The sequence below is a fragment of the Streptomyces sp. BR123 genome, from assembly GCF_013401435.1.
Classification (GTDB): Bacteria; Actinomycetota; Actinomycetes; order Streptomycetales; family Streptomycetaceae; genus Streptomyces.
Genome location: NZ_JACBGN010000062.1, coordinates 1 through 20,616 on the forward strand (window position 1 = coordinate 1; position 20,616 = coordinate 20,616).

General features: G+C 73.9%; 12 protein-coding genes and 3 pseudogenes. 9 read left to right on the top strand and 6 right to left on the bottom strand.

The genetic code is table 11. From position 1 onward, the window contains the following. Positions 1–120: 120 nt before the first annotated feature. The gene (locus tag HYE82_RS12995; RefSeq protein ID WP_179174164.1) at positions 121–906 is read right to left on the bottom strand and encodes a hypothetical protein; all 786 of its coding nucleotides are present in this window, start codon (positions 904–906) and stop codon (positions 121–123) included. Positions 907–1,077: 171 nt separating this feature from the next. On the opposite strand from HYE82_RS12995, the gene HYE82_RS13000 reads away from it, so the two are divergent. The 4 genes from HYE82_RS13000 to HYE82_RS13015 all read left to right on the top strand — a co-directional run bounded on the left by HYE82_RS13000 (position 1,078) and on the right by HYE82_RS13015 (position 11,165). Beyond that, positions 1,078–2,865, top strand: a complete 1,788-nt coding sequence (locus tag HYE82_RS13000) for a methyltransferase (protein WP_179174165.1) — start codon at positions 1,078–1,080, stop codon at positions 2,863–2,865. A gap of 2 nt (positions 2,866–2,867) precedes the next feature. After that, a complete protein-coding gene (locus HYE82_RS13005) occupies positions 2,868–9,119 on the top strand; it encodes a type I polyketide synthase (RefSeq protein ID WP_179174166.1) in 6,252 nt (2,083 codons plus the stop codon). Continuing rightward, the gene (locus HYE82_RS13010) at positions 9,116–10,876 is read left to right on the top strand and encodes a hypothetical protein (RefSeq protein ID WP_179174167.1); all 1,761 of its coding nucleotides are present in this window, start codon (positions 9,116–9,118) and stop codon (positions 10,874–10,876) included. Before HYE82_RS13005 ends, HYE82_RS13010 begins: the two co-directional genes overlap by 4 nt. Before the next feature lie 112 nt (positions 10,877–10,988). Next, a complete protein-coding gene (locus HYE82_RS13015) occupies positions 10,989–11,165 on the top strand; it encodes a hypothetical protein (RefSeq protein WP_179174168.1) in 177 nt (58 codons plus the stop codon). Between the two features lie 443 nt (positions 11,166–11,608). On the opposite strand, the gene HYE82_RS13020 is transcribed toward HYE82_RS13015, so the two are convergent. After that, positions 11,609–12,340, bottom strand: a complete 732-nt coding sequence (locus tag HYE82_RS13020; RefSeq protein ID WP_179174169.1) for a hypothetical protein — start codon at positions 12,338–12,340, stop codon at positions 11,609–11,611. A 371-nt stretch (positions 12,341–12,711) separates the two neighbouring features. After that, positions 12,712–13,183 (bottom strand): annotated as a pseudogene (locus tag HYE82_RS37975) (hypothetical protein). 459 nt (positions 13,184–13,642) lie between these two features. On the opposite strand from HYE82_RS37975, the gene HYE82_RS13025 reads away from it, so the two are divergent. Then, positions 13,643–14,827 (top strand): helix-turn-helix domain-containing protein, encoded by a 1,185-nt coding sequence (locus tag HYE82_RS13025; RefSeq protein ID WP_179174170.1) that lies wholly within the window; start codon positions 13,643–13,645, stop codon positions 14,825–14,827. 108 nt (positions 14,828–14,935) lie between these two features. After that, positions 14,936–15,268 carry a DUF6415 family natural product biosynthesis protein gene (locus HYE82_RS13030; protein ID WP_179174171.1) on the top strand — a complete coding sequence of 111 codons (333 nt, stop codon included), beginning with the start codon at positions 14,936–14,938 and terminating at the stop codon, positions 15,266–15,268. 262 nt (positions 15,269–15,530) lie between these two features. Here the strand turns inward: HYE82_RS13030 and HYE82_RS13035 are convergent. Further along, positions 15,531–16,689: pseudogene (locus tag HYE82_RS13035) on the bottom strand (IS701 family transposase). Positions 16,690–16,835: 146 nt separating this feature from the next. Here HYE82_RS13035 and HYE82_RS13040 point away from each other — a divergent pair. Next, entirely contained in the window at positions 16,836–17,579 is a 744-nt protein-coding gene (locus tag HYE82_RS13040) for a HEAT repeat domain-containing protein (protein WP_309144298.1), read from the top strand. Then, a complete protein-coding gene (locus tag HYE82_RS13045; protein WP_179174173.1) occupies positions 17,573–18,610 on the top strand; it encodes a MerR family transcriptional regulator in 1,038 nt (345 codons plus the stop codon). The genes HYE82_RS13040 and HYE82_RS13045 overlap by 7 nt, the downstream gene beginning before the upstream one ends. 65 nt (positions 18,611–18,675) lie before the next feature. On the opposite strand, the pseudogene HYE82_RS13050 reads toward HYE82_RS13045, so the two are convergent. Both HYE82_RS13050 and HYE82_RS13055 read right to left on the bottom strand, forming a co-directional pair. Then, positions 18,676–19,215 (bottom strand): annotated as a pseudogene (locus tag HYE82_RS13050) (SGNH/GDSL hydrolase family protein); the annotation flags it as partial. 73 nt (positions 19,216–19,288) lie between these two features. Beyond that, the gene (locus HYE82_RS13055) at positions 19,289–19,864 is read right to left on the bottom strand and encodes a PadR family transcriptional regulator (protein WP_179174174.1); all 576 of its coding nucleotides are present in this window, start codon (positions 19,862–19,864) and stop codon (positions 19,289–19,291) included. 114 nt (positions 19,865–19,978) lie between these two features. Between HYE82_RS13055 and HYE82_RS13060 the strand changes: the two genes are divergently transcribed. Beyond that, on the top strand, positions 19,979–20,404 hold the full coding sequence (locus HYE82_RS13060; RefSeq protein WP_179174175.1) for a nuclear transport factor 2 family protein: 426 nt from the start codon (positions 19,979–19,981) through the stop codon (positions 20,402–20,404). Positions 20,405–20,616: the final 212 nt, after the last annotated feature.

Genomic DNA, 20,616 nt, shown 5'->3' on the forward strand with positions numbered 1-20,616 from the left:
GTCCCCGTCCCCGTCCCCGTCCGGGATCCTGACTCCCCGGCTCCCGGCACCCTGCCCGCTCCCGTCATGGACACCACCCCCGTGACGACGGACGCCCTTCGCGGCGCCGGCGGCTGCCGTTCAGCGCGCGGCGGCCGCGGAGCGGCCGGAGCCCTGCCCGGGGCCGGGCGGGGCCTCGGCCCGCCAGCCGTCCACCGCGACGGCCGCGGCGCCCAGCGCGGCGAACCCGAGGGCGGTGTGGAGGAGCAGGCCGATGCCGGCGGCCCAGAAGAAGCCCGGCCCGGTCCAGTCGCCGCTGCCGCCGAACAGGCCGGCGAGCAAGGCGACGAGGGTCGCGAGCACGGCGACGAGGAGCAGCAGGACCGCGCAGAGGGCCGGAAGCAGGGCGGGCAGGAAGCCGAGGAGCGCCGTGTACTCGTTGCCGCTGCGCACGGCGAGGGCGTACGCGGCGACCACGAGCAGGGCGCAGACGACGGTGTAGGTGCCGTTGGCTCCGCCCCACCGGAGGACCTCCCGGGCGCCGCCGACGGGAGCCCCTCCGAACATGTCGCGCACGTTCGCGACGAGGACGGAGGCGAAGAAGTGGCAGGCGGCGAGCCACAGGACCTGGACGGTGAGCACGGTCACGGTCGTCAGGGCGGCGAAGACCCTCCGGTTGACCGGGAGGCTCTCCACGTGCCGGACGCTGTACCGCCCGGCGGCCGTGATGCCCCGCCCGGCGGCGCGGGCCGCCCGGTAGGCCTCCCGGCCGCCCACGTACCACATCCAGGCGGTGATGAGGGTGGTGAGGACGACGCCCGTGAGGCTGCCCGCGCCCAGCCACGAGCCGACGAGGTCGCGTACGAGCTCCCAGAGCTGCGGCGGGTCGGGCAGCACGCCGCCCGGGGTCTCGGCCTGGGCCGTCACCGTCATCTTCTCCCCCGCGGAAGCGGAACCGCCAAGTGCGGTCGTCCGCCCCGAGATTAGGCCATCGGACCTGACAACTCCCGGCGTTATTGGGCGTCCTGGCGGCTGCAGGAGCATAGGTTTCGCTGATCCGGCGCCGTTACGGGGGGGCGCCCGTCCGAGGGGCAGAGCATGACGGAACAGCAGGCCGGGGCCGCGGTCCTGGATGCCGCGGACCTGACGGCCATCGGTGAGGCCGCCGCGCTCGTACGCTCCTCCGGGACCGTCACCCGGATGCTGCGCACGCTGGCACCGGCGCTGAGCGACGGGGAGCGGGAGTCCCTCGGCGCTTGGTGTGTGCCCGCGCACGCGGCCGTCCTGGTGTTCCCGCGGCCCCGCGCGGACGTGGCCGGCGCCCTGACGGGGCTGGGGCTGGAGGCGGGCGCACCGGTGCCCAGCACCGTCGTACGGGACCGGCTCCGCGCCCGCTACGGGATCGCGCCGGAGGCGCTGGAGGTGTCGATCGTGCGCGCGGCCGTCCGCACTCCGGAAGGGGAGCTGGGGGAGATCGAGGTGTTCTGCCTGCCCGTGCCGGACGCCGCGCAGGTCACCGCGCCGGACGAGTCCGCCGTGTGCATGCACCACCTGGTGCGGCGGGAGCGGGCGGAACGCAACGAGGCGCACGTCGCCTTCCGGGTGACCTCCACGGACGAGGTCGTCTTCGCCGGGCTGCGGCACCTGCTGGTCGAGCGGGCGGGCATGCGGCCCGACGGCGGCGGCTACAACCCGCACGAGGACGTCACGGTCCTGTACTTCCGCTCCGCCGCCCCCGGCGGAACACCGTACGGGCGCCTGGAGTTGCTCGTGCCGGGCCACCGGACGTCGGCCCTCGCCGCGCACCGCCTGCAGGTCCGGCACGAGCCGGCACGCGTGCTGCTGGAGCTGATGACGGGTGCCTGGCAGACGCAGGCCATCTCGGTCGGCGCCGAGTTGGGCGTATTCGACGCGCTCTCCCCCGACGCCGGAGGTCCTTCCGCGGTGGCCGGCCTGGCGGAGCGGGTCGGCGCTGACGCCGACGGGCTCCGGCGCCTGCTGCGCTACCTGTCGACGCTCGGCCTGCTGATCGGCCCGTACGGGCCGGACGGCGACACGTACGCGCTGACGGGGCTCGGCGAGCTGCTGCGCGAGGACGCCCCGCACTCGATGCGGCCGCTGGCGCTGATCTACGGCGGCCCGTTCTACGAGTCGTTCGGCCGCCTGCTGTACGCGGTGCGCACGGGCCGGGACGCGTTCCTGCACCACTTCGGCGCCCACCACTTCCCGTACTTCGCGCAGAACCCGCCCTGGGACACGGTCTTCGACCGGTCCATGCAGGCGAGTTCCCCCATGTTCGGCCCGGTCCCGGCGGTCGTCGACCGGCCCGGGGTCGACGTGGTCGTGGACGTGGCCGGAGGCAACGGCGAGCTGATGGCGCAGATCCTGGGCGCCGCGCCCCGCCTGCGCGGCGTGCTGCTGGAGCGGGAGCACGTGGTCGCGGCGGCGCGGTCGCGGCTGGAGCGGGCGGGGACAGCGGACCGGTGCACGTTCCTCACCGGCGACTTCACCCGGTCCGTGCCCGGCGGCGGGGACGTGTACGTCCTGTCGAGGGTGCTGCACGACTGGGACGACGCGCGGTGCCTGGACATCCTGCGCAGGTGCGCGGACGCGATGCCCGCGGAGTCCGAGCTGCTCGTCATCGAACGGCTCCTGCCGGTGAACGGCGGCGAATCCCTGGCCGTGGCCTGGAACCTGCACATGCTGTGCAACGTCGGCGGCCGCGAGCGGACCCTCGACCACTACCGCGGACTGCTCGCCGAGGCCGGGTTCGACCTCGTGGACACCGTGCCCCTGCCGCTCGACGGCTCCCTGCTGCGGGCCCGCCGCCGCAGCACGGCCGCAGCCGCCGCCCTGCCCGCCCCCAGCCGTTCGGAGCACGCGTAGACATGGCCGTCCACCCCCGCGACTACCTGACCACCCCCGAGCCGGACGGCCCCGGCGGCTGGACGACGCCCCGTCCGACCCTGCCCGGGCTGTTCGCGGCCGCCGTCACCGCCCGCGGCGACGCCACCGCCGTCGCCGCCGCGGATGCGGCCGGCAGCCGGTCCTGGCAGGACTGGCGCACGGACGCCGACGCGTTCGGCCGGGCCCTGCAGGACCTCGGGATCCGGGCCGGCGACGTGGTGGCCGCCCAGCTGCCCAACTCCTGGGAGTTCCTGGTGGCCCACATCGGCGTCGCCGCCGTCGGGGCGGTGCTGCTCCCCCTGCACAGCACCCTCGGCACGCGCGAGGTGGCCGCCCTGCTCCAGCGCACGGCGGCACGGGCCCTGCTGCTCCCGGCCGCCGCGGAGCCGCCCGCCCGGGCGGACCTGCCCGAACTGGAGTTCCTGATACCGGTCGGCCCCGAAGCCCCGCACGGCGGTTCCGCACCCGGTACGTACGAGGCGCTCGTACGGGAGCGCCGGGGCCGGGTTCCGCATCCCGTCGACGTCACGGCCGACATGCCGCTGGTGCTGATGCCGTCCTCGGGCACCACCTCCGCCCGCCCCAAGATCTGCGTCCACACGCACGGCGGCCTGCTCGGCAACGCCGCCGTCGCCGCCCGCGAGGGCCGGTCCTCCGCCGGGGACACCCTCGTCAGTGCGAGCCCGTTCACGCACCTGTTCGGGCTGTTCTCCGTGCACCTGTCCCTCGTCGCGGGCGGTCGGCAGGCGCTTCTGCCCCGCTGGGACGCCGATGCGTTCCGGGAGCTGGCGGCCTCGACCCGGGCGAGCGTGCTGTTCGCCGTACCGGCCCAGCTGCGCGACCTGGTGGAGACGCCCGGGCCGGTGGCCGCGCTGCGTGAGGTCCGGACGGGCGGGGCGGCCGTGCCGGCGGCCCTGGTGGCCGGTGTGCGCCGCGTCCTGGGCGCCCGGACCGTCGTCCAGTGGGGCATGTCGGAGGTCGGGGCCGGTCTGAGCACTTCCCCCGACGATCCGGCGGAGGTCGCCGCCCGCAGCATCGGCCGGCCGGTCGGCGAGGGCCGGGTCCGGGTCGTCGGGGAGGACGGTGCGCCGTGCCCGGTCGGGGAGACCGGGGAGCTGCAGTTCCGGGGGCCGTCGCTGTTCCGCGGCTACCTCGCCGACCCGCAGGCCACCGCGGCGGCCATGACCGCCGACGGCTGGCTGCGGACCGGCGACCTGGCCTGCCGGTACGAGGACGGGACGATCGGCTACCGGGGCCGGCAGGCGGAGAGGATCAACGTCGGCGGGCTGAAGTTCAGCGCCTCCGAGGTGGAGGCGCTCCTCGCCGACCTGCCGCAGCTGGAGAACGCGGCGGTCGCCGGACGGGCCGACGACCGGCTGGGCGAATACCCGGTGCTGCTGGCCCAGTTGAGGCCCGGGGCCCGGCTCACGCTGGAGGACGTACGGGCGCATCTCGCGGCCCGGGGCGTCGCCGCGTACAAGTGGCCGCTGGAACTCGTGGTCGTGGACGCCGTCCCCGTCACCCCGACGCGGAAGGTGGCCCGCGGCCGGCTGGCGGGGCTGCTGGCGCAGCCGGCCCGGGAGGCGGTCCCGGCGTGGGCCCGGCGGATCGCCGGCCTTCCCGAACGGGACGCCCTGGAGGCGGCGTTGGCGCTGGTGCGGGAGCAGGCCGGGGCCGTGGGCGGTGCCCCTCTCGCGCAGGCGGACACCGGGGGGAGTTTCCGCGCGGCCGGGCTCGACTCGCTGGGCGCGGTGCGGCTGGCGGCCGGGCTCGGGGAGCGTACGGGGCTGGCGCTGTCGACGACGGCGGTGTTCGACCATCCCACGCCCGGGCGCCTCGCCCGCCACCTGGTCGACCTCGCGACCGGGTCGGCCGGAGGCGCCGGGACGCCCGCGGCGGCCCCCGCCGCCCGCCCGGCACGGCACGCCGTGACCCCGGCCGGGGCGGGGGCCTCGGCCGCCGGACCGGGCCGGGCAGGGGCTGTCGACGCGGACGCCGGACCGGGCCCGGAAGGGGTTGCGGACGCGGTGGCCGGACCGGGCTCGGAAGGGGTTGCGGACGCGGTGGCCGTGGTCGGCATCGGCTGCCGCTTCCCCGGCGGCATCGCCTCGCCCGCGGACCTGTGGCGTCTGCTCGCCGACGGCGACGAGACCGTGGGCCCCTTCCCGGCGGACCGCGGCTGGGACCTCGACCGGCTCCACGACCCCGACCGGGACCGGCCCGGCACCTCGTACGTGCGCCACGGCGGCTTCCTGGACGGCGCGGCCGGCTTCGACGCGGAGTTCTTCGGCCTGTCGCCCCGCGAGGCGCTGGCCATGGACCCGCAGCAGCGGCTTCTGCTGGAGACCGCGTGGGAGGCGCTGGAACGGGCCGGAATCCCGCCGTCCGCGCTGCGCGACTCCCCCGCCGGGGTGTTCGTCGGGCTGATGTCCTCCGACTACGCGCCCCGCCTCCACGAGGCGCCCGCACTGCACGACGGGCTGCTGCTGACGGGCAACGCCTCCAGTGTGGCGGCCGGCCGGATCGCGTACACCCTCGGGCTGACCGGGCCGGCGCTGACCGTCGACACGGCCTGCTCGTCCTCCCTGGTGGCCCTGCACCTGGCCCGGCAGGCACTGCTGCGCGGCGAGTGCTCGCTGGCGCTGGCCGGCGGGGCGACGGTGATGTCGACGCCGGCGTCCTTCGTGGACTTCAGCCGGCAGGGCGCCCTGTCCCCGGACGGCCGCTGCCGGGCGTTCTCCGCCTCGGCGGACGGGGCCGGCTGGTCGGAGGGCGCCGGGATCCTCGTCCTGGAGCGGCTGTCCGACGCCCGCCGGGCCGGGCGGACCGTCCTGGCCGTGCTGTCCGGCTCGGCGCTCAACCAGGACGGGGCCAGCAACGGTCTGACCGCGCCGAGCGGACCGGCCCAGCGGGAGGTCGTCCGGCTGGCCCTGGCCGACGCGGGCCTCGAGCCGGCCGATGTGGACCTGGTGGAGGCGCACGGGACGGGTACGCCGCTCGGCGACCGGATCGAGGCCGAGGCCCTGCTGTCCTCGTACGGCCGGGGCCGCGACGGGCAACGGCCGCTGTGGCTGGGCTCGCTCAAGTCGAACCTCGGCCATACGCAAGCCGCGGCGGGCGTCGCAGGCGTCATCAAGGCGGTCCTGGCCCTGCGGCACGGGGTGATGCCGCGCTCGCTGCACGCCGAGGAGCCGACCCCGCACGTGGACTGGGCGGCCGGCGGCGTACGGCTCCTCGACGCACCCCGGCCCTGGCCGCGCCCTGCGGACGGCGGGCGGCGGGCGGCGGGCGTCTCCGCGTTCGGGATCAGCGGGACCAACGCACACGTGATCGTGCAGGATCCTGCGGCGCCGACCGGCCCGGCAGCGGACCCGGCAGCGGACCCGGCAGCGGACCCGGCTCCGGCTCCGGTGGCCGCCGACGCCGCGGTGCCCTGGCTCCTGTCCGCGAAGAGCCGGACCGGGCTGCGCGACCTGGCGTCCCGGCTCGTGCCGACGGCCGCCGCAGAGGCCGATCCGGCCGGTCTGGGCCGGGCCCTGGCCGTGCACCGCGCACCGGACGACCCCGCCTTCCGGCGGCGCGCCGTCGTCGTCGCGGACGGGCCGGACCGGGCGGCCCGGCTGCGCGCCGGACTGGCGGACCTGGCCGCCGGCCGGGAGAACCCGGACCTCGTCACCGGGGTCCTGCCCGCCGGGCCGACCGGACGGACGGTGTTCGTCTTCCCCGGCCAGGGGGCCCAGTGGGAAGCCATGGGCGTCGAACTGCTGCGCAGTTCACCGGTGTTCGCCGAAGCCGCGGCCGCATGCGACGAGGCGTTCGCACCGTACCTGGACTGGTCGGTGCTGGATGTGCTGCGCGGCGACACCGGCGCCCCGCCGCTGGCCCGGGTGGACGTGGCGCAGACGGCCCTGTTCACGATGATGGTGTCGCTGACGGCGCTGTGGCGCTCGTACGGGGTCGAGCCGGACGCGGTGCTCGGGCACTCGCAGGGCGAGATCGCCGCGGCGTACGTGTCGGGCGCGCTGACGCTGCCGCAGGCGGCCCGCATCGTCGCCCTGCGCGCCCGGGCCGTGCGGGGACTGCCCGCCGGGGCCATGGCCGCCGTGTCCCTCCCCGGACCGGAGCTGGCGGCCCGGCTGGCCGGCCGGAGCGGGCCGCCGCTGTCCGTCGCCGCCGAGAACGCGCCGCGCGCGTCGGTGGTCGCCGGGGACCCCGGGGCCGTCGACGCGCTGCTGGGGGAACTGGCCGCGGAAGGGGTGCGGGCGCGCAGGGTCGCCGTGGACTACGCCTCGCACTGCGCGGCGGTGGAGCCCCTGGAGGCCGTACTGGACGAGGACCTGGCGGGGACCCTGCCGGCTGCGGTGTCGACGCCGTTCCTGTCCACCGTCGACGGGGGCTGGCTGACCGGGCGGGAGCTCACGGCGGACTACTGGTACCGCAACCTGCGCAGCCCGGTGGCCTTCGGGCCGGCCGTCGCCACGCTGCTGGAGGCGGGATTCCGGAGCTTCGTCGAGGTCAGCCCGCACCCCGTCCTCACGTACGCGGTCCAGGAGACGGCGGAGCAGGCGGGCGTGTCCGCCCTCGCCACGGGCAGCCTGCGGCGCGGCGAGGGCGGCGTGCGGCGCCTGCTGCTGTCGGCCGCCGAGGCCTGGGTGCAGGGCGTCGGGGTCGACTGGGCGGCCGTGACCGCCGGGCACCGGCCGGTCCCGGCCGAGGCGCTGCCGACGTACCCCTTCCGGCACCGGCGGTACTGGCTCTCCGCCCGGCCGGCGGCAGGGCCGACCGGGTCCGCCGGCGGAGCCGGGTGGTACGGGGCCGCGCCCGACGAGGCGGCGGGGGCGGCCGAGGCGGCGGGGAAGCCGCTCGACGCGGAAGAACTGCTGCTCCTGGTGAGGGAGTCCGCGGCCGCGGTGCTCGGCTACGGCGACGCGGACTCCGTGGACCCGGACCGGCCCTTCCTGGAGCTGGGCGCCGGCTCGCTGGCCGCGGTGGAGCTCCGGGGGCGGCTCTCCCGGGCGCTGGACCTGTCGCTGCCCTCGACCGTGGTCTTCGACCACCCGACCGCACACGCCCTCGCCGCCCACCTGTGGGAGCGGCTGGGCCCCGCGAGCCCCCACGGAGGCACCGGCCCGGGTACGGGTACGGGTACGGGAGATGGCACGGGCCCGGCCACAGGCACGGGCACGTCCACAGGCGCAGGCACGGACACGGGCACGGGCACGAGCGCGGGCACGAGCGCGGGCGCGCGTACGAGTGTGGGCGCCGTGCCGCAGCCGGACCGGGACTGGGTCACCGGCGGCACGCTGCCCGACGGGCTGTCGGGGCTGTTCCGGCAGGCCTCCGCGGAGGGCCGCGGCGCGGTGGCCGTGGAGCTGCTGGCGACCGCTTCCCTGCTGCGGCCGTCGTTCACCTCGGCGCAGGCGCCCGGCCTGGTGCAGCGGCCCGTGCGGCTCGCCGGCGGCGGCGACCATGCCGGTCCGGTGCCGGCCCTGGTGTGCCTGCCGTCGCTGGTGCCGACGGGCGGCCCCCACGAATACGCCCGGCTGGCCGCCGAGTTCGCGGGGCGGCGCAGCGTACTGGCGCTGCCGCAGCCCGGGTTCGGGCCGGGTGAGGCGCTGCCCGCCGACCTCGGCGCGCTGGTGGACGTACACGTCGGGGCGCTCGCGCCGCGGGCGGACGACGGGCCGCTGCTGCTCTGCGGGCACTCGTCCGGGGGGTGGATCGCATGGGCGCTCGCCGCCCGACTCGCCCGGCGGGGGCGGGCGGTGGCCGGGCTCGTGCTGATCGACACCCCCTGGTACGAAGGGGCCGTACCGCCCGACGACCTGTCGCTGGTCCTCGCCGCGGCCGAGCGCCGGCAGCGCGCGGCGGGCGAGGCCGGGGAGATCGGAACGCACCGGCTCACCGCCACGGGCGGCTACCTGCGGATCCTGCGGGGCTGGCGGCCCGAGCCGCTCGACGGGCCCGTTCCCGCCCTGCTGCTGCGCGCACGCGAGCCGGTCGGCGGCCCCGCCGCCTGGCGGCTGCCGCACACGGCCCGCGAGGTGTCCGGGGACCACTTCACGATGATGGAGCAGCACGCCGGGGAGATCGCCGCAGCGGTCGACGCCTGGGAGCACGACCGGTACGGGCAGCCGCAGGCGCACGGGCAGGCACCGGCCCACGCCCCCGCCTGCACCGACCCGTACGGGGACCATGACCGCGACGAGGAGAAGCAGGAGACCGCTCCGTGATCGACCCGGACCTCCCCCGGTTCTTCGAGGACCCGATCTTCGACGACTGCACCCCGCGATCGGCTCAGCCGTGGGTCGGGACGTACGAGCGGCTGCGCCACCTCCACGACCGGATCGGCTCGCCGGTGCCGCTGCTCGCCGGCGGGCCGGTGGAGCAGGAACGGCTGCGCTGCCTGCTGGAGTTGACGGCCATGGCCGATCCGGCGCTCTTCCACGTCCTGTTCCTGCACCAGTGCATGACGATCGGGCCCGCGCTCGATTTCGGGGCCTCGGCCGAGGACGTGGCCGAGCTGGCTTCCGGGCGGTCGGTCGGTGCGGCGCTGATGACCGAGGTGGGGCTGGGCAGCAGCAGTACCGCCATCCGCACCGAGGCCGTGTACGACCCGGCGGCGCGCGAGTTCGTGCTCACCTCCCCCGATGCGGCGGCGGCCAAGTACCCGCCGAACGTGGGCATGCCGGGGCTGCCCCGGCTGGCCGTGGTCAGCGCGCGGCTGCACGTGTCGGGCAGGGACCACGGCACTCACCTGTTCCTGGTGCCGCTGCGCGGTGGTGACGGCGGTCCGGCCGCCGGCATCGCGATCACCCCGAGGCCGCGGACCTCGCTGCTGCCGCTCGACTACGCGGCGGTGCGGTTCGACGGGGTGCGCGTGCCCTACCACCGCTGGCTCGCCGACGGGGCGTCCGTGTCGGCGGCCGGGGAGTTCCACGACCCGCTGGGCGATCCGCGGCTCCGGACGGCCCGGAGCACCGGCTGGAGCCGCTTCGCGTGGGGGGCGGTCACGGCGGGGCTGGCGGCGGTGGCCCGGGCGGCCGTCGCCCTCGCGCTGCCGCACGCCGGGCGCCGGCGCACGGTGGACCGCTGGGGCGCGGGAGCGTACGCCCTGGAGCGGCCCAACCAGCAGCGGCTGTTGTTCGGCGCGGCCGCGCGGGCCCTGGCCGCGACGGCGGTGGCCCGGCAGGTCACGGAGGTGAGCTGGCGGATACCGCCGGGCGGCGGCCGGGGGCGGGGTCTGCCGCCGGCGGTCATGGGGGAGCTGGCGCAGGTGAAGGTGGCGGTGGACCGGCTGGCCGACGAGGCGGTGGACCGCTGCCGGGCGGCCTGCGGGGCCACCGGGTTCTTCTCGGAGAACCGGCTGATCGAATACCAGGCGCTCACGTCCGCCTTCCGTTCGGCGGGCGGGGACAACCAGCTGATGCTGCTCGACGCGGCATGGCACATGGTGACCGGGGACGCGTACGAACCGCCGCCCGCGCCGCCGCGGCACGCGCCCGGGGACGGGACCGACCCGGACTGGCCGCTGCTGCTGGGCGCCCGGGAGCGGGCGCTGTACGAGCGGCTGGCGGCCGCCCTGCGCGGCGCGGCCGGTGCCGGGGAGGAGCCGTCGGCGGTGTGGCACGAGCACCTGGACACGGCACAGGCGTTCGCGGAGGCCCACCGGGCGCGGGTGACGCTGCGGATGCTGGCCGCGCAGTGGCGGTCGGAACCAAGCGGCGAGCCGGGCGGCACGGAGGGCGAGGTGCGGGCCGGGCTGTACCGCCTGCTGGGGCTGGAGGCCGTACTGCCGCACGCCGACTGGTACGCGGCCGCCGGGCTGCTCTCGCCCGCGGCCGCAGCGGGCCTGGGGCGCGAGCTGACCGCGACGTGCCGCCGGCTGGTCCCGCATGCGGCGGCGCTGGTGGAGCTGCTGGAGGTGCCGCCCGCGGTGCTGAAGGGTCCGCTCGCGGGCGGTGACTACGTGCGCGATCTGACGGATTGACGGACCGGGCAGCACATAACCCGGAAGTGTCACTACGCTTCGTGTTTACCGCTCGACATTCCGGTTACATCAGCTGGTGACAGGCACTCAGTACCCGGCGGAAGGCAAGAAAATGACCCTTGTCACGGTGCTCATCCTCGTCGCGGTCCTCGGCTGCATCGCCCTCCTCGCGCTGGCGCCGGCGGCGCCGGTCGGGGGCAACCCCGACCCCGGGCGGCCGGCCGCGGATCCTGCCGGGCTGAAGACGGTTCCCGGCCAGCGCGGCGTTCACCACCACCGGGCCGGCTGAGCTGGTTCGGCAGCGGGGGCAGGGCCGTTCGGTGGGGCGACCGCCTCGGCGCATGTGACGGAGCCCGGGAGTATGTCCAGCTCCCGGGCTCCTGTGTGCCACCCAATTGCGCACACCGGCGGCGTTTAAGAGTCGCGGATCATTCTGAGATCGATGTGTTCTACCTTTGAACTACCGCGCCACGAGAGAGGCACAGAGGGGACTTGAACCCCCATCCATCGATGATCGTCCGCGCTCGGTCGATCCGGTGTTCGGCGGCGAATACTGAGACTGGAGCGAGAATCTGAGATTGACGGGGCCGCCTCTACCACTTGGGCCACCCCGGCTCGTGTGCCGGGGGAGGGATTCGAACCCCCAACCGTTACCCCTTGGTCAGCTTCGACTTCAGTTTCAGCTTGCGCTTCACGCGCACCCTCCCCGCTCAAAAGGAGGGAGTCTGGAGGCTACCCGAACAGGTAGCCGAACACCGCATCGCCGACCCGCTGGTCGGTGACCTCGACGCCGTTGGCCTCCTCGCGGGCGAACTTGACGGCCTGCTGGAGCTTCTCCACACGCTCCAGGAGCTCGTTGACCCGCCGGGCCGGCAGGGCGCCGGAGAACTTCACGGTCGTCCAGTACCCGACCGCGATGTCCTCGTAGTACACCTCGACCTGCGCCGGGTGCTTGTCCGTGGCCTCCGCCTTGACGTGGTTGCGCGGCACCTTCTTGGTGCGGATCGTGCGGACCGCGTCGGTCTTCCAGGAGTCCGTCGAAGGGTCGAGGGTCCAGGACTCCGAGGCGTCCAGCACCGGGAGCTTCCGGACGAAGGTGTGCAGGTCGGTGAGCTGCTTCTCCAGGAAGAGCAGGTACGGGACCGGGACCTGGGGCAGCAGAACCGTTCCTTCGACGACGACGTCCGCGGCGGCCGTGCGGTTCGCCCAGTCCTTGGTCGCGGTGACGTCGAAGAGCCGCGTCAGGGTCGCCGCCGTCGCGCGCAGCACGTCCTCGGCCTTCACCTGCACCCGCGTGGACTCGGGCGGCAGCTGCTCCCCCTCCTCGTCCTTGGGCTGGTACGTACGCGCGATGCCGGCGAGCAGCGCGGGCTTCTGGACGTCGTGGTGGGCCTGGGTCAGTTCCTGCAGGGACTTGGACTTGACGCCCTTTTCAACGGCGATGATCTGATTCAGCTTCGGCACGGGGAAAACCTAACACCACACCGGAACCGGCCACATGTCCTTTTCTCTCCGGCCCCGGACACGAACGGCCTGCCGGCCACCGAAGGGCACGGACACACACCGTCGCCACACCCGTCGGCCGCGCGGACGGCCTCCGCCGCGGGCGGCAGGCCGCAGGCCGCGGGCCGCAGGCCGCGGGCCGCAGGCCGCAGGCCGCGGGCGGCAGGCCGCGGGCCGCAGGCCGCGGGCCGCGGGCCGCGGGAGAGGGCCGTTTCGCCGCTACGCCCGTCACGACGCGTGAAGGCAAGGGCGGGCGGCCTCCGCCGCGGCCCGCAGGAACGTGCCTTTTGCCGTCCAGGTGGGGCGCAGGCAGCCCTCGGCCGTTTCGGACCTCAGCGGCTCGCGCCCTCGGGCCAAAGGACGCGGACCGGAACGCCGGTTCGTTCGGCGTACGCGACCATGTCGGCGGTTCCGCCGAACCCCCCTGCGGGCTGCCCGTCCCAAAGTGCCGGCAATTCGTCTACCCTCCCCACGAGGATCCCGCTTCCCGCCATGTGCGCCGCCGAGTCGGAGGCCGTCATTCCAGTGCGATGCACTTCGGACGCCCGGCTGATCAGCCGGTCATAGCCGGCCAGTGCTCTGCTTGCAGTCCCTGCCGGTACTCCTCTGCCGGAACGACCGCCTCCAGGCGTCCATCAACGGCAAGGACCTGCTCAGCGAACCACGCGTCGGGGCCATCCCTCATGCATGACCCCGCGACCAGCTCGCCCGCGTCGAACTCGCCGACGGTCTCGGCGAGTATCGCCCACAGCCGATCCTCTACTTGGCACCCGGTCCCCGGTGCCCGGTGATCCCAACCCGCATGCCCACCCCCCGTCTCTACAGGGACACGTCCCGCAACCGTTGAGCGAACTGCCGTACCACCTACGGCGGGTGGTGAAGCACGAGGGAGCGACAGACCGCCGCGCCCGGTCGACGATCCGACCCGACCGGTACCGGAGGCCCGTCTCCACAGCCCGCCCGGCAAGCGCGAACGCGACTCCGCCCGGGTCATGGCCCTTCCGGGCGAGCAGCGGCTCCGGCGCTCCCATCAGTCGGATCACCGGCTCCCCGACCACCAATCCAGGCTCGACTCGCCGTAACGCGGCCGCCGGCCCCTGCCGTCGATCGCCGCTGTCACCGGCTCGGCCGGTCTCGGTCTCGCCCTCTACCGGCTCATCCCCCTGCAGGCATTGCCCCCTCTCGGCCTTCGGGCCGAGAGGGGGCCTGGGACTTTGCTGTCTCCAGCTACTGTTCTGATGTCGAGTCAGAACGGGAGCCAGTATGCACCCTCAACAGCACGACCACACCGGCGCACGCATCAAGCGTCTGCGCCTCGAACGCCACCTCACCCAACAGGCCCTCGCAGACCTCGCAAGCATCTCCGCGAGCCTGCTCACGAAGATCGAGCAGGGCAAGCGCCCGCCCACCCCGTACGCCGTGGCCAGCCTCGCCCGCGCCCTGCGGGTGGACGTCGGCACGGTCACCGGCCAGCCGTACGTCACCGAGCTGCGCGCCGACCAGCTCGACGTTCTGATAATGCCCATCCGTGAGGCCCTGGACGTCTACGACCTCGGCGCCGACCCCGAGATCAGCCCCCGCCCGCTGCCGCTCCTCGCCGCCGACGCGGAGGCTCTCCTCGTCGCTGTGCGCGCGGGCGAGATCAAGCAGGCAGCGAGCCAGTTGCCGGGGCTGATCCAGGAGGTCACCACGGCCGCGCACACGGCCCTGTCGGATGAGCTGTGGCGGCTCCTCGCCAGCACGTACCGCTCCGCGTACGACATCGCCTCGAAGCTCGGCTACGGCGACCTCTCGGCCATCGCCTTGGCGCGCATGGAGTGGGCGGCCGAGCGCGCGTCCAGCGCCGCCCTGGGCGGCATGTACAGGTACTTCCGCGCCCTTACCTACCTCCGGGAAGGGCAGTACCGCACCGGGCAGCGGCTGACCGACCTCGGGCTGCGGATCGTCGAGCAGGCGGATCCCGGCCGCGAGCGGGACGTCGTCACCGGCCAGCTCCACCTCGGTGCCGCGGTCATGGCCGGCCGTTCACGGAATGGCAGCCTCGCGGACGACCACCTCGCCGAGGCGGAGCGGATCGCCGAGGCGACGGGCGAGGCGGCGGCGGTGCACTACCTGGCGTTCGGGCCGACGAACGTCACCGTGCACCGGGTGTCTGTGCTGGCCGAGCTGGACCAGTACGGGCAGGCGGCGCAGCAGGGCCGCACCGTGGTGATCCCGAAGGGCTGGCCGGCGTCGCGGAGGTCGCACCACTACGCGGAGGTGGCGCGGGCACAGATGTGGACCGGTGACCTGGAAGACTCGTTCCGGAACCTTCTCAGGGCGCGGAAGGCTGCGCCGCAGCAGGCCCGGTACCACCAGACGGTCCGGGAGACGTACGCGGGCCTGGAGGCAGCGCACCGACTCCTGCCCGACTCCTTCCTTTCGTACGGCTCCTGGCTCGGCGTCTGACGGCCTGTGAGGATCTGGCCCTGACTGACACAAGTGTGTGTCAGTCAGGGCCTTCCCATGCCCTCACCCTGGTCGCACCACCCGCTGACGACGGTAGGGAGCACCGGCATGGGGATGCCGCAGGATCGCGTGGACGCGGCCGAACTGGTCGCCCGGGCGCTTGCCCCGTATGGGGAGCGCCCCGGTCCGGAGGGCGTTGCGGCGCTGATCGACGGCCTGATGACCTGCGGGCAGGGGCTCCGTGACGCCCTCTGCGAGATGCCTTCGGAGCAGCGGCCGGTCGAGGCGTTCGCGGCTCTCGCCGAGTGGGAGTACATCGCGGCGGTCGGCCCGGTGGGGGCCGGGCCCCACGCGAACTGGAACCATGCCCGCGGCCTGGCCAGGATCATCCGGCAGCTGGTGCGGGCACTGGAGCACGCGGCGGGGGCGAGCGCGTCGTGACCCGGCGGCGCGTGCTCGAAGGCCCGCACGTCGTGGCCCTGCTCATGGCGCTCGGGCTGCTCGTCGTCGACATCGCACGCATGTGAGTCCCCCGGCCCTTAGTACTGCAACGGTGCTTGCCGTGACTGGTGGCCAGGTCAGGGACTGTGTCCGCGTCGTTTGTAGTGACTGGTGCGGGCTTGGTGCTGGCGTCGTCGGCGCCAGTGTGACCAGTGCAGGATGTGCTCGACGGGTGCGGGGCGTCGGTTGGTGAGGCGGGTAGTCAGCCGTCGCATCTCGGCGAGGCTGAGGTGGATGAGCTGGGAGGATCCGTTTCTGCTTTCCCGGTATCCAGCTCGCGGGCCCGCAGGACGGTCAGGCAGGCGTGGACGGCCATGGCCAGGGTCATGTGGCGGTGCCAGCCGGGGATAGCGGCGGACCTGGTAGTCGTCCAGGCCGTACTCCTGCTTCGCGCTCTGGAAGCATTCCTCGATGGCCCACCGGCTGCCGGCGATGCGGATCAGCTCATCAAGCGTGGTCTCGGCGGGGCAGTAGGCGATGTAGTAGGAGCTCTCCTGCGGGCGGGCGACGCTGCGGCGGGCGATCCCCCAGTGGCGGCGGTCGGGTCGGTGCCAGGGCCGCACTTCGGCGCGGGCCCAGTCGTAGATCCGCTGGCCGTGAGCCCCGCTGCCGCAGGACCGGCGCTTCCATTTCTGCCGGGCAAGGCCGTTGAACAGGTCGTGGACGGGGTGGTGACGACGGTGTCGTGCCGGGTGGTGGCCATGACGTGGAAGACGTCCGCCCCCTGCAGCTCTGATCGCCAGCCCTTGGAGAAGCCGTAGGCGCCATCCCCGGTCACCCATCGGAACGGGATCCTGTCCGTGATCGCGCGGCGGACCATCGCCTTGGCCATGGCCACCTTGGTCTCGAAGGCAACCTCGTCGACGATGCCGGCCCGGCGGCACCTTTCGCGGTCATCGGTCCACGAGGTGGGCAGATACAGACGCCGGTCGACCAGCGTCCGCCCGCGGCTCGTTGCATAGGCGAGGAAGGCAGTTCTCCGTCCGCCCGGCCGTGCCGGACTACTGGCGCTGGACCCCGGCCGAACGGACCCCTTTCTTCAGGAAGCCGGTGACGTCCACGATCAGCACCGCATCCGGGTCGCCGAGGTGCTCGACGACGTATTCGCGCACGTCGTCCAGGACCTCCTCCGCATCCCACTCGATCCGGTTCAGCATCCGGTGGCGGCGGTCCGGGCCTGCGTGGCCGACTTCCTCCGCCAGCGTCCAGCCGTTCTTCCGCTGCAGCGGAGCGATCAGGCCCCGCATATAAGCCAGTGCGGACTCCCGGGGCTCCGACCTGCTGAAACGGTGCATGAACCGCCCATGCACAGCTTCCAGTTCGCCCGTCCACAACCTGACAGCAGCAAGGTCCCCACCCATGACCACATCAACGACCAACCTGGCCATCAGTCACGGCAAGCACCGTTGCAGTACCAACTTGACCTTGACACGGTGACAAGGTTTTCACTTGGGCGCAGGAGGTGGTCCCGATCAACACGACCGACGTAACCCCGCAGAACACCCGTGTGACCAACGCCCTGGGCGCCGTGGACTCGTCGGTCCGGCTTCAGACGGCCCTGGCGGTCGGCTCGAAGCCCGACCCCGTGTTTCTGGAGACGCTCGTCGAGCGGTGCGCGGTCGAGCCGGACTTCTTCGTACGAGACATGCTGTCCTGGGCGCTGACCCGCCTCCCGCCGGAGACCACCCTGCCTCGGATCCGCCATGAGCTCGACTCCGAGCGTACCCAGGCCCGCAGCCAGGCGCTGCACACACTCTCCAAGATCGGCGACAAGAGCACGTGGGCCTGGGTCACCCGCGACATGTTGCGGGACGCCGACGACGAGGTCGCGCGGACCGCGTGGCGCGTCGCGGTCGTCCTCGTACCCGAGGGCGAGGAGAAGGACCTGACCGACGAACTGGTTCTGCAACTCGGCCGTGGCGACCGCACTGTGCAGCTAAGTCTTAGCCGGGCCTTGGCCGACCTCGGTGACGTGATCAAGCCTGCGCTGGAGAGGGCCGCGGAGAGTTCCGACCCGGCGGTGGCCGCGCACGCCCGTGCCACCGAGTTGCTCCGGCAGAACCCGGAGACCGGTTTCGACGTGGCTCTCGACGAGGCGAAGCGCGTGGTCGCACTCGGTCCGGAACGAGCCGCTGCCGCCGCGGCTGCGTCGGCAGGCACCGAAACCTCGGAGGCCGCCGAGCCCGCGGAGACGACCGAGTCGATGGAGGCCGCGAAAGCTGCAGAGGCATCGGAGGGCGGGGATTGCTGATCGGCGATGTGGCCCGCCGCTCCGGGGTGAGCACCCGGATGCTCCGGCACTACGACGCCCTGGGGTTGGTGCGGCCCACGGGCCGCACTGTCGGTGGCTACCGCGAGTACTCCGCCGAGGATGTCCGCAGGATCTTCCACGTGGAGAGCCTGCGGTCCCTCGGGCTCTCGCTCAAGCAGATCGGGCGCGCGCTGGAGGACCCGGCCTTCACGCCGTCCTCCCTGGTCAGCGACCTCATCCGGCGGACGGAGGACCGCCTGGCGCGAGAACAGGAGCTGCTCGAGCGGCTCCATTCGATCGACGCGTCGGCGCCCACCGACTGGCAGGGAGTGCTGCGCGTCGTCGCACTCATGCGGGAACTCAACTCGCCCAGCGCCGCGCGCAGACAGCAGGCCGTCCTGGCCCGGCCGGAGGACGTGTCGGTACCCGCCGAACTGCTGGCTGAGGCGGTCCTGACCGAATCCGACCCACACGTCGCAGGCGCCCTGCGCTGGGCGCTCGCCCGATCGGGCGGCGACGGCGTGGCGACACTGTACGCCGGCATGCACTCGGCGGACGCCGACATCCGGCGGCGCGCGGTGCTGGCGATCGCCGAGCTGCCAGAGGCTCCGGATGCTACTGCGGCGCTCAGGAACGCCCTCGGAGACCCGGACACGACGGTACGCAGGCACGCTGCTCTGGCTCTGGGCAGGCAGGGCGTGGCCGCGGCCGTGCCCACACTCGTCAGCATGGTGGTGGAGGGCTCCAACGACGTGGACGCGGCGGAGGTTCTGGGAACGCTGTCCCTGGACTTCCGGTGCAGGGACCGGATCACGACTGCCCTGGTCGACGAACTGGCCGCGCCCACCGCAGACTCCGTGACACGGATCCGCCTTGCCCAGGCGCTGGTCGAGCTCGCGGGAACCACCGCGCAGGAGGTCTTGCGCGAACTGGCCCACGACGACGACAACGCTGTCGCCCTCGTCGCCTCAGTCCTTGTCGGAGTCCTCAAAGAGAGGTTCCTCGAAGACGAAGCCGGCGAGCATTCGTGAAAGCGCGATCTGAACGAGGCATCAGCCATGGCCTCTCAAGGCGCTTCACGAGAGGCTCGCCTGTCGGCAGCGATCCGCGCGTGACCGAGCGGACCGGCGTGCAGCCGGTCCGGACTCCACAGGCGTGGGTCGGTCACGACGGGGTGGTGGGCGGTCTCGGCGACGGCGACGCCATGGCGGCGGGCGGCCTCGCGGATCCGGTGGTTGAGGGCGGTGACGCGGGGCGCCAGCGGGCGGGCGAGCGGCGTGATCCTGGAAACGTCGGGGAAGGTCACCGTGGCGACCCGGGCGCCCTGGGCGGTGAGCGCGGCGAAGGCAGCCTCCAGGTGGGCGGCCACCTCGTCGGCGTCGAACCGGGGACGCAGCAGGTCGTTCACCCCGGCGACCACGGTGGCGAGGTCGGGGCGCAGCGCGAGGGCGGGGGCCAGCTGCTCGGCCCGCACCTGGCCGGCGAGGCGGCCGCGGACCGCGAGGTTGGCGTACTGCAGACCCGGGTGGTGGCGGGCCAGCTGCTCGGCGAGGCGGTCGGCCCAGCCGCGCAGGCCGGTGGTGTCGTCACCGTCGCCGAGGCCTTCCGTCTGGCTGTCGCCGAGGGCGACGTACCGCTCGTACGAGCCGAACCGCTCGAACGGCTCGAACCGGTCGGACGGCCGCTCGCCGGGGTGGCCGGAGTCCGGGTCAGTGGTGTCGGCGGGCATCGGCGGCCTTCCTCTCCCCGAGGACCGTGAGGGTGCGCTCGCACCACTGCTCGTTGGCCTGCTCGTAGGCGATGCCGGCCAGGCAGGTCAGGTACGGGCCGACGCGCTTGCCGTGGCGGAGGAACTCCTCCTCGGTGCGGCAGCCCCGCATCCTCTCCAGCAGCTGGCCGAAGAGGGCGGTCTTTGCGCGGGCGACCTCGGCGCGTTCGGCGAGCTGCGCGAGGAGCGCGCCGAGGTCGACGTGGTCGGCGGCATGGACCTTGACCACGAGGTCGTCGCGCATGAAGGAGGGTTTGGCGGCGGCCTCCGTGAACCGCTCCAGCTCTGCGAGCCCCGCGCCGGTGACCGTGAACAGGCGCTTGTTGGGGCGGGTGTCCTGGACCACTTCCCGGCCGGCGACCAGGCCTTCCTTCTCCAGCCGGGCCAGCTCGGCGTAGAGCTGCTGGGGCAGGGCGTGCCAGAAGTTCGCGACGCCCACGCTGAAGGACTTGGCCAGCTGGTAGCCGCTCAGCTCCGCGTCGAGCAGGGCCGCCAGCACGGCGTGGCGCAAGGCCATGGGACCGCCTCCCGTCTCCTCGGTGCCGCCCTCTGGGCAGCGGCACGCCCGCCATGATACTCAAGAATCTGACTACTCAGATTTATGAGTATCCATCGAGGACCCGGAGGAGCCATGAACGCAGCCGATCGCTTCCGCGCCGCCGTCGACAGCCGCGACCTCGCCGCCGTGGAGGAGCTGTTCACCGAGGACGTCCGCCTGTTCAGTCCCGTGAAGTTCACGCCCTTCGAGGGCCGGCCGATGGTTCTCGGGCTCCTCGGGGTCCTGTTGCGGACCTTCGAGGACTTCCGCTACGTCGGCCGCTTCGAAGGCGTCTCCGAGACGAGCGCGGACGGCGGCGAGGCCCCGTCCGCGGTGCTGCTGTTCCGGACGACCGTGAACGGCCGCGAGGTCCACGGCATCGACCTGCTGCACTTCGCCGAAGACGGCCGGATCAAGGAGTTCACCGTCATGGTCCGGCCACAGTCCGCCGTGCACGCCCTGGGCGAGGCGGTGCTCGCCGGCCTGGTCGCGGACGGGCTCGTTCCGGGCGCGGCATAGCCGCCGGGCGGGCGTTCGCGGCTTCGGCGGGCGGTCGTTCGCGGCTTCGGCGGGCGGCCGCCGCAACAGGTTGAACGCCGCAACCAAGCGGAAGCACCTGCCGGTTGCCCAGTGCCGGAGGGGCGCGGAGACTTGGATACGGCAGCAGGCAGTACCCGCGCGCGCCCCGGAGTGCCGGCGCCAGGTGCCGGCTGCCGGCCCCGGAGAGCCCC

What these genes read in the sequence shown, in the direction of transcription:
- HYE82_RS13000 (WP_179174165.1), top strand. Translation starts at nt 1,078, where the DNA reads ATGACGGAACAGCAGGCCGGGGCCGCGGTCCTGGATGCCGCGGACCTG.
- HYE82_RS13055 (WP_179174174.1), bottom strand. Translation starts at nt 19,864, where the DNA reads ATGGCCTTGCGCCACGCCGTGCTGGCGGCCCTGCTCGACGCGGAGCTG.
- HYE82_RS13005 (WP_179174166.1), top strand. Translation starts at nt 2,868, where the DNA reads ATGGCCGTCCACCCCCGCGACTACCTGACCACCCCCGAGCCGGACGGC.
- HYE82_RS13025 (WP_179174170.1), top strand. Translation starts at nt 13,643, where the DNA reads ATGCACCCTCAACAGCACGACCACACCGGCGCACGCATCAAGCGTCTG.
- HYE82_RS13015 (WP_179174168.1), top strand. Translation starts at nt 10,989, where the DNA reads ATGACCCTTGTCACGGTGCTCATCCTCGTCGCGGTCCTCGGCTGCATC.
- HYE82_RS13060 (WP_179174175.1), top strand. Translation starts at nt 19,979, where the DNA reads ATGAACGCAGCCGATCGCTTCCGCGCCGCCGTCGACAGCCGCGACCTC.
- HYE82_RS13030 (WP_179174171.1), top strand. Translation starts at nt 14,936, where the DNA reads ATGGGGATGCCGCAGGATCGCGTGGACGCGGCCGAACTGGTCGCCCGG.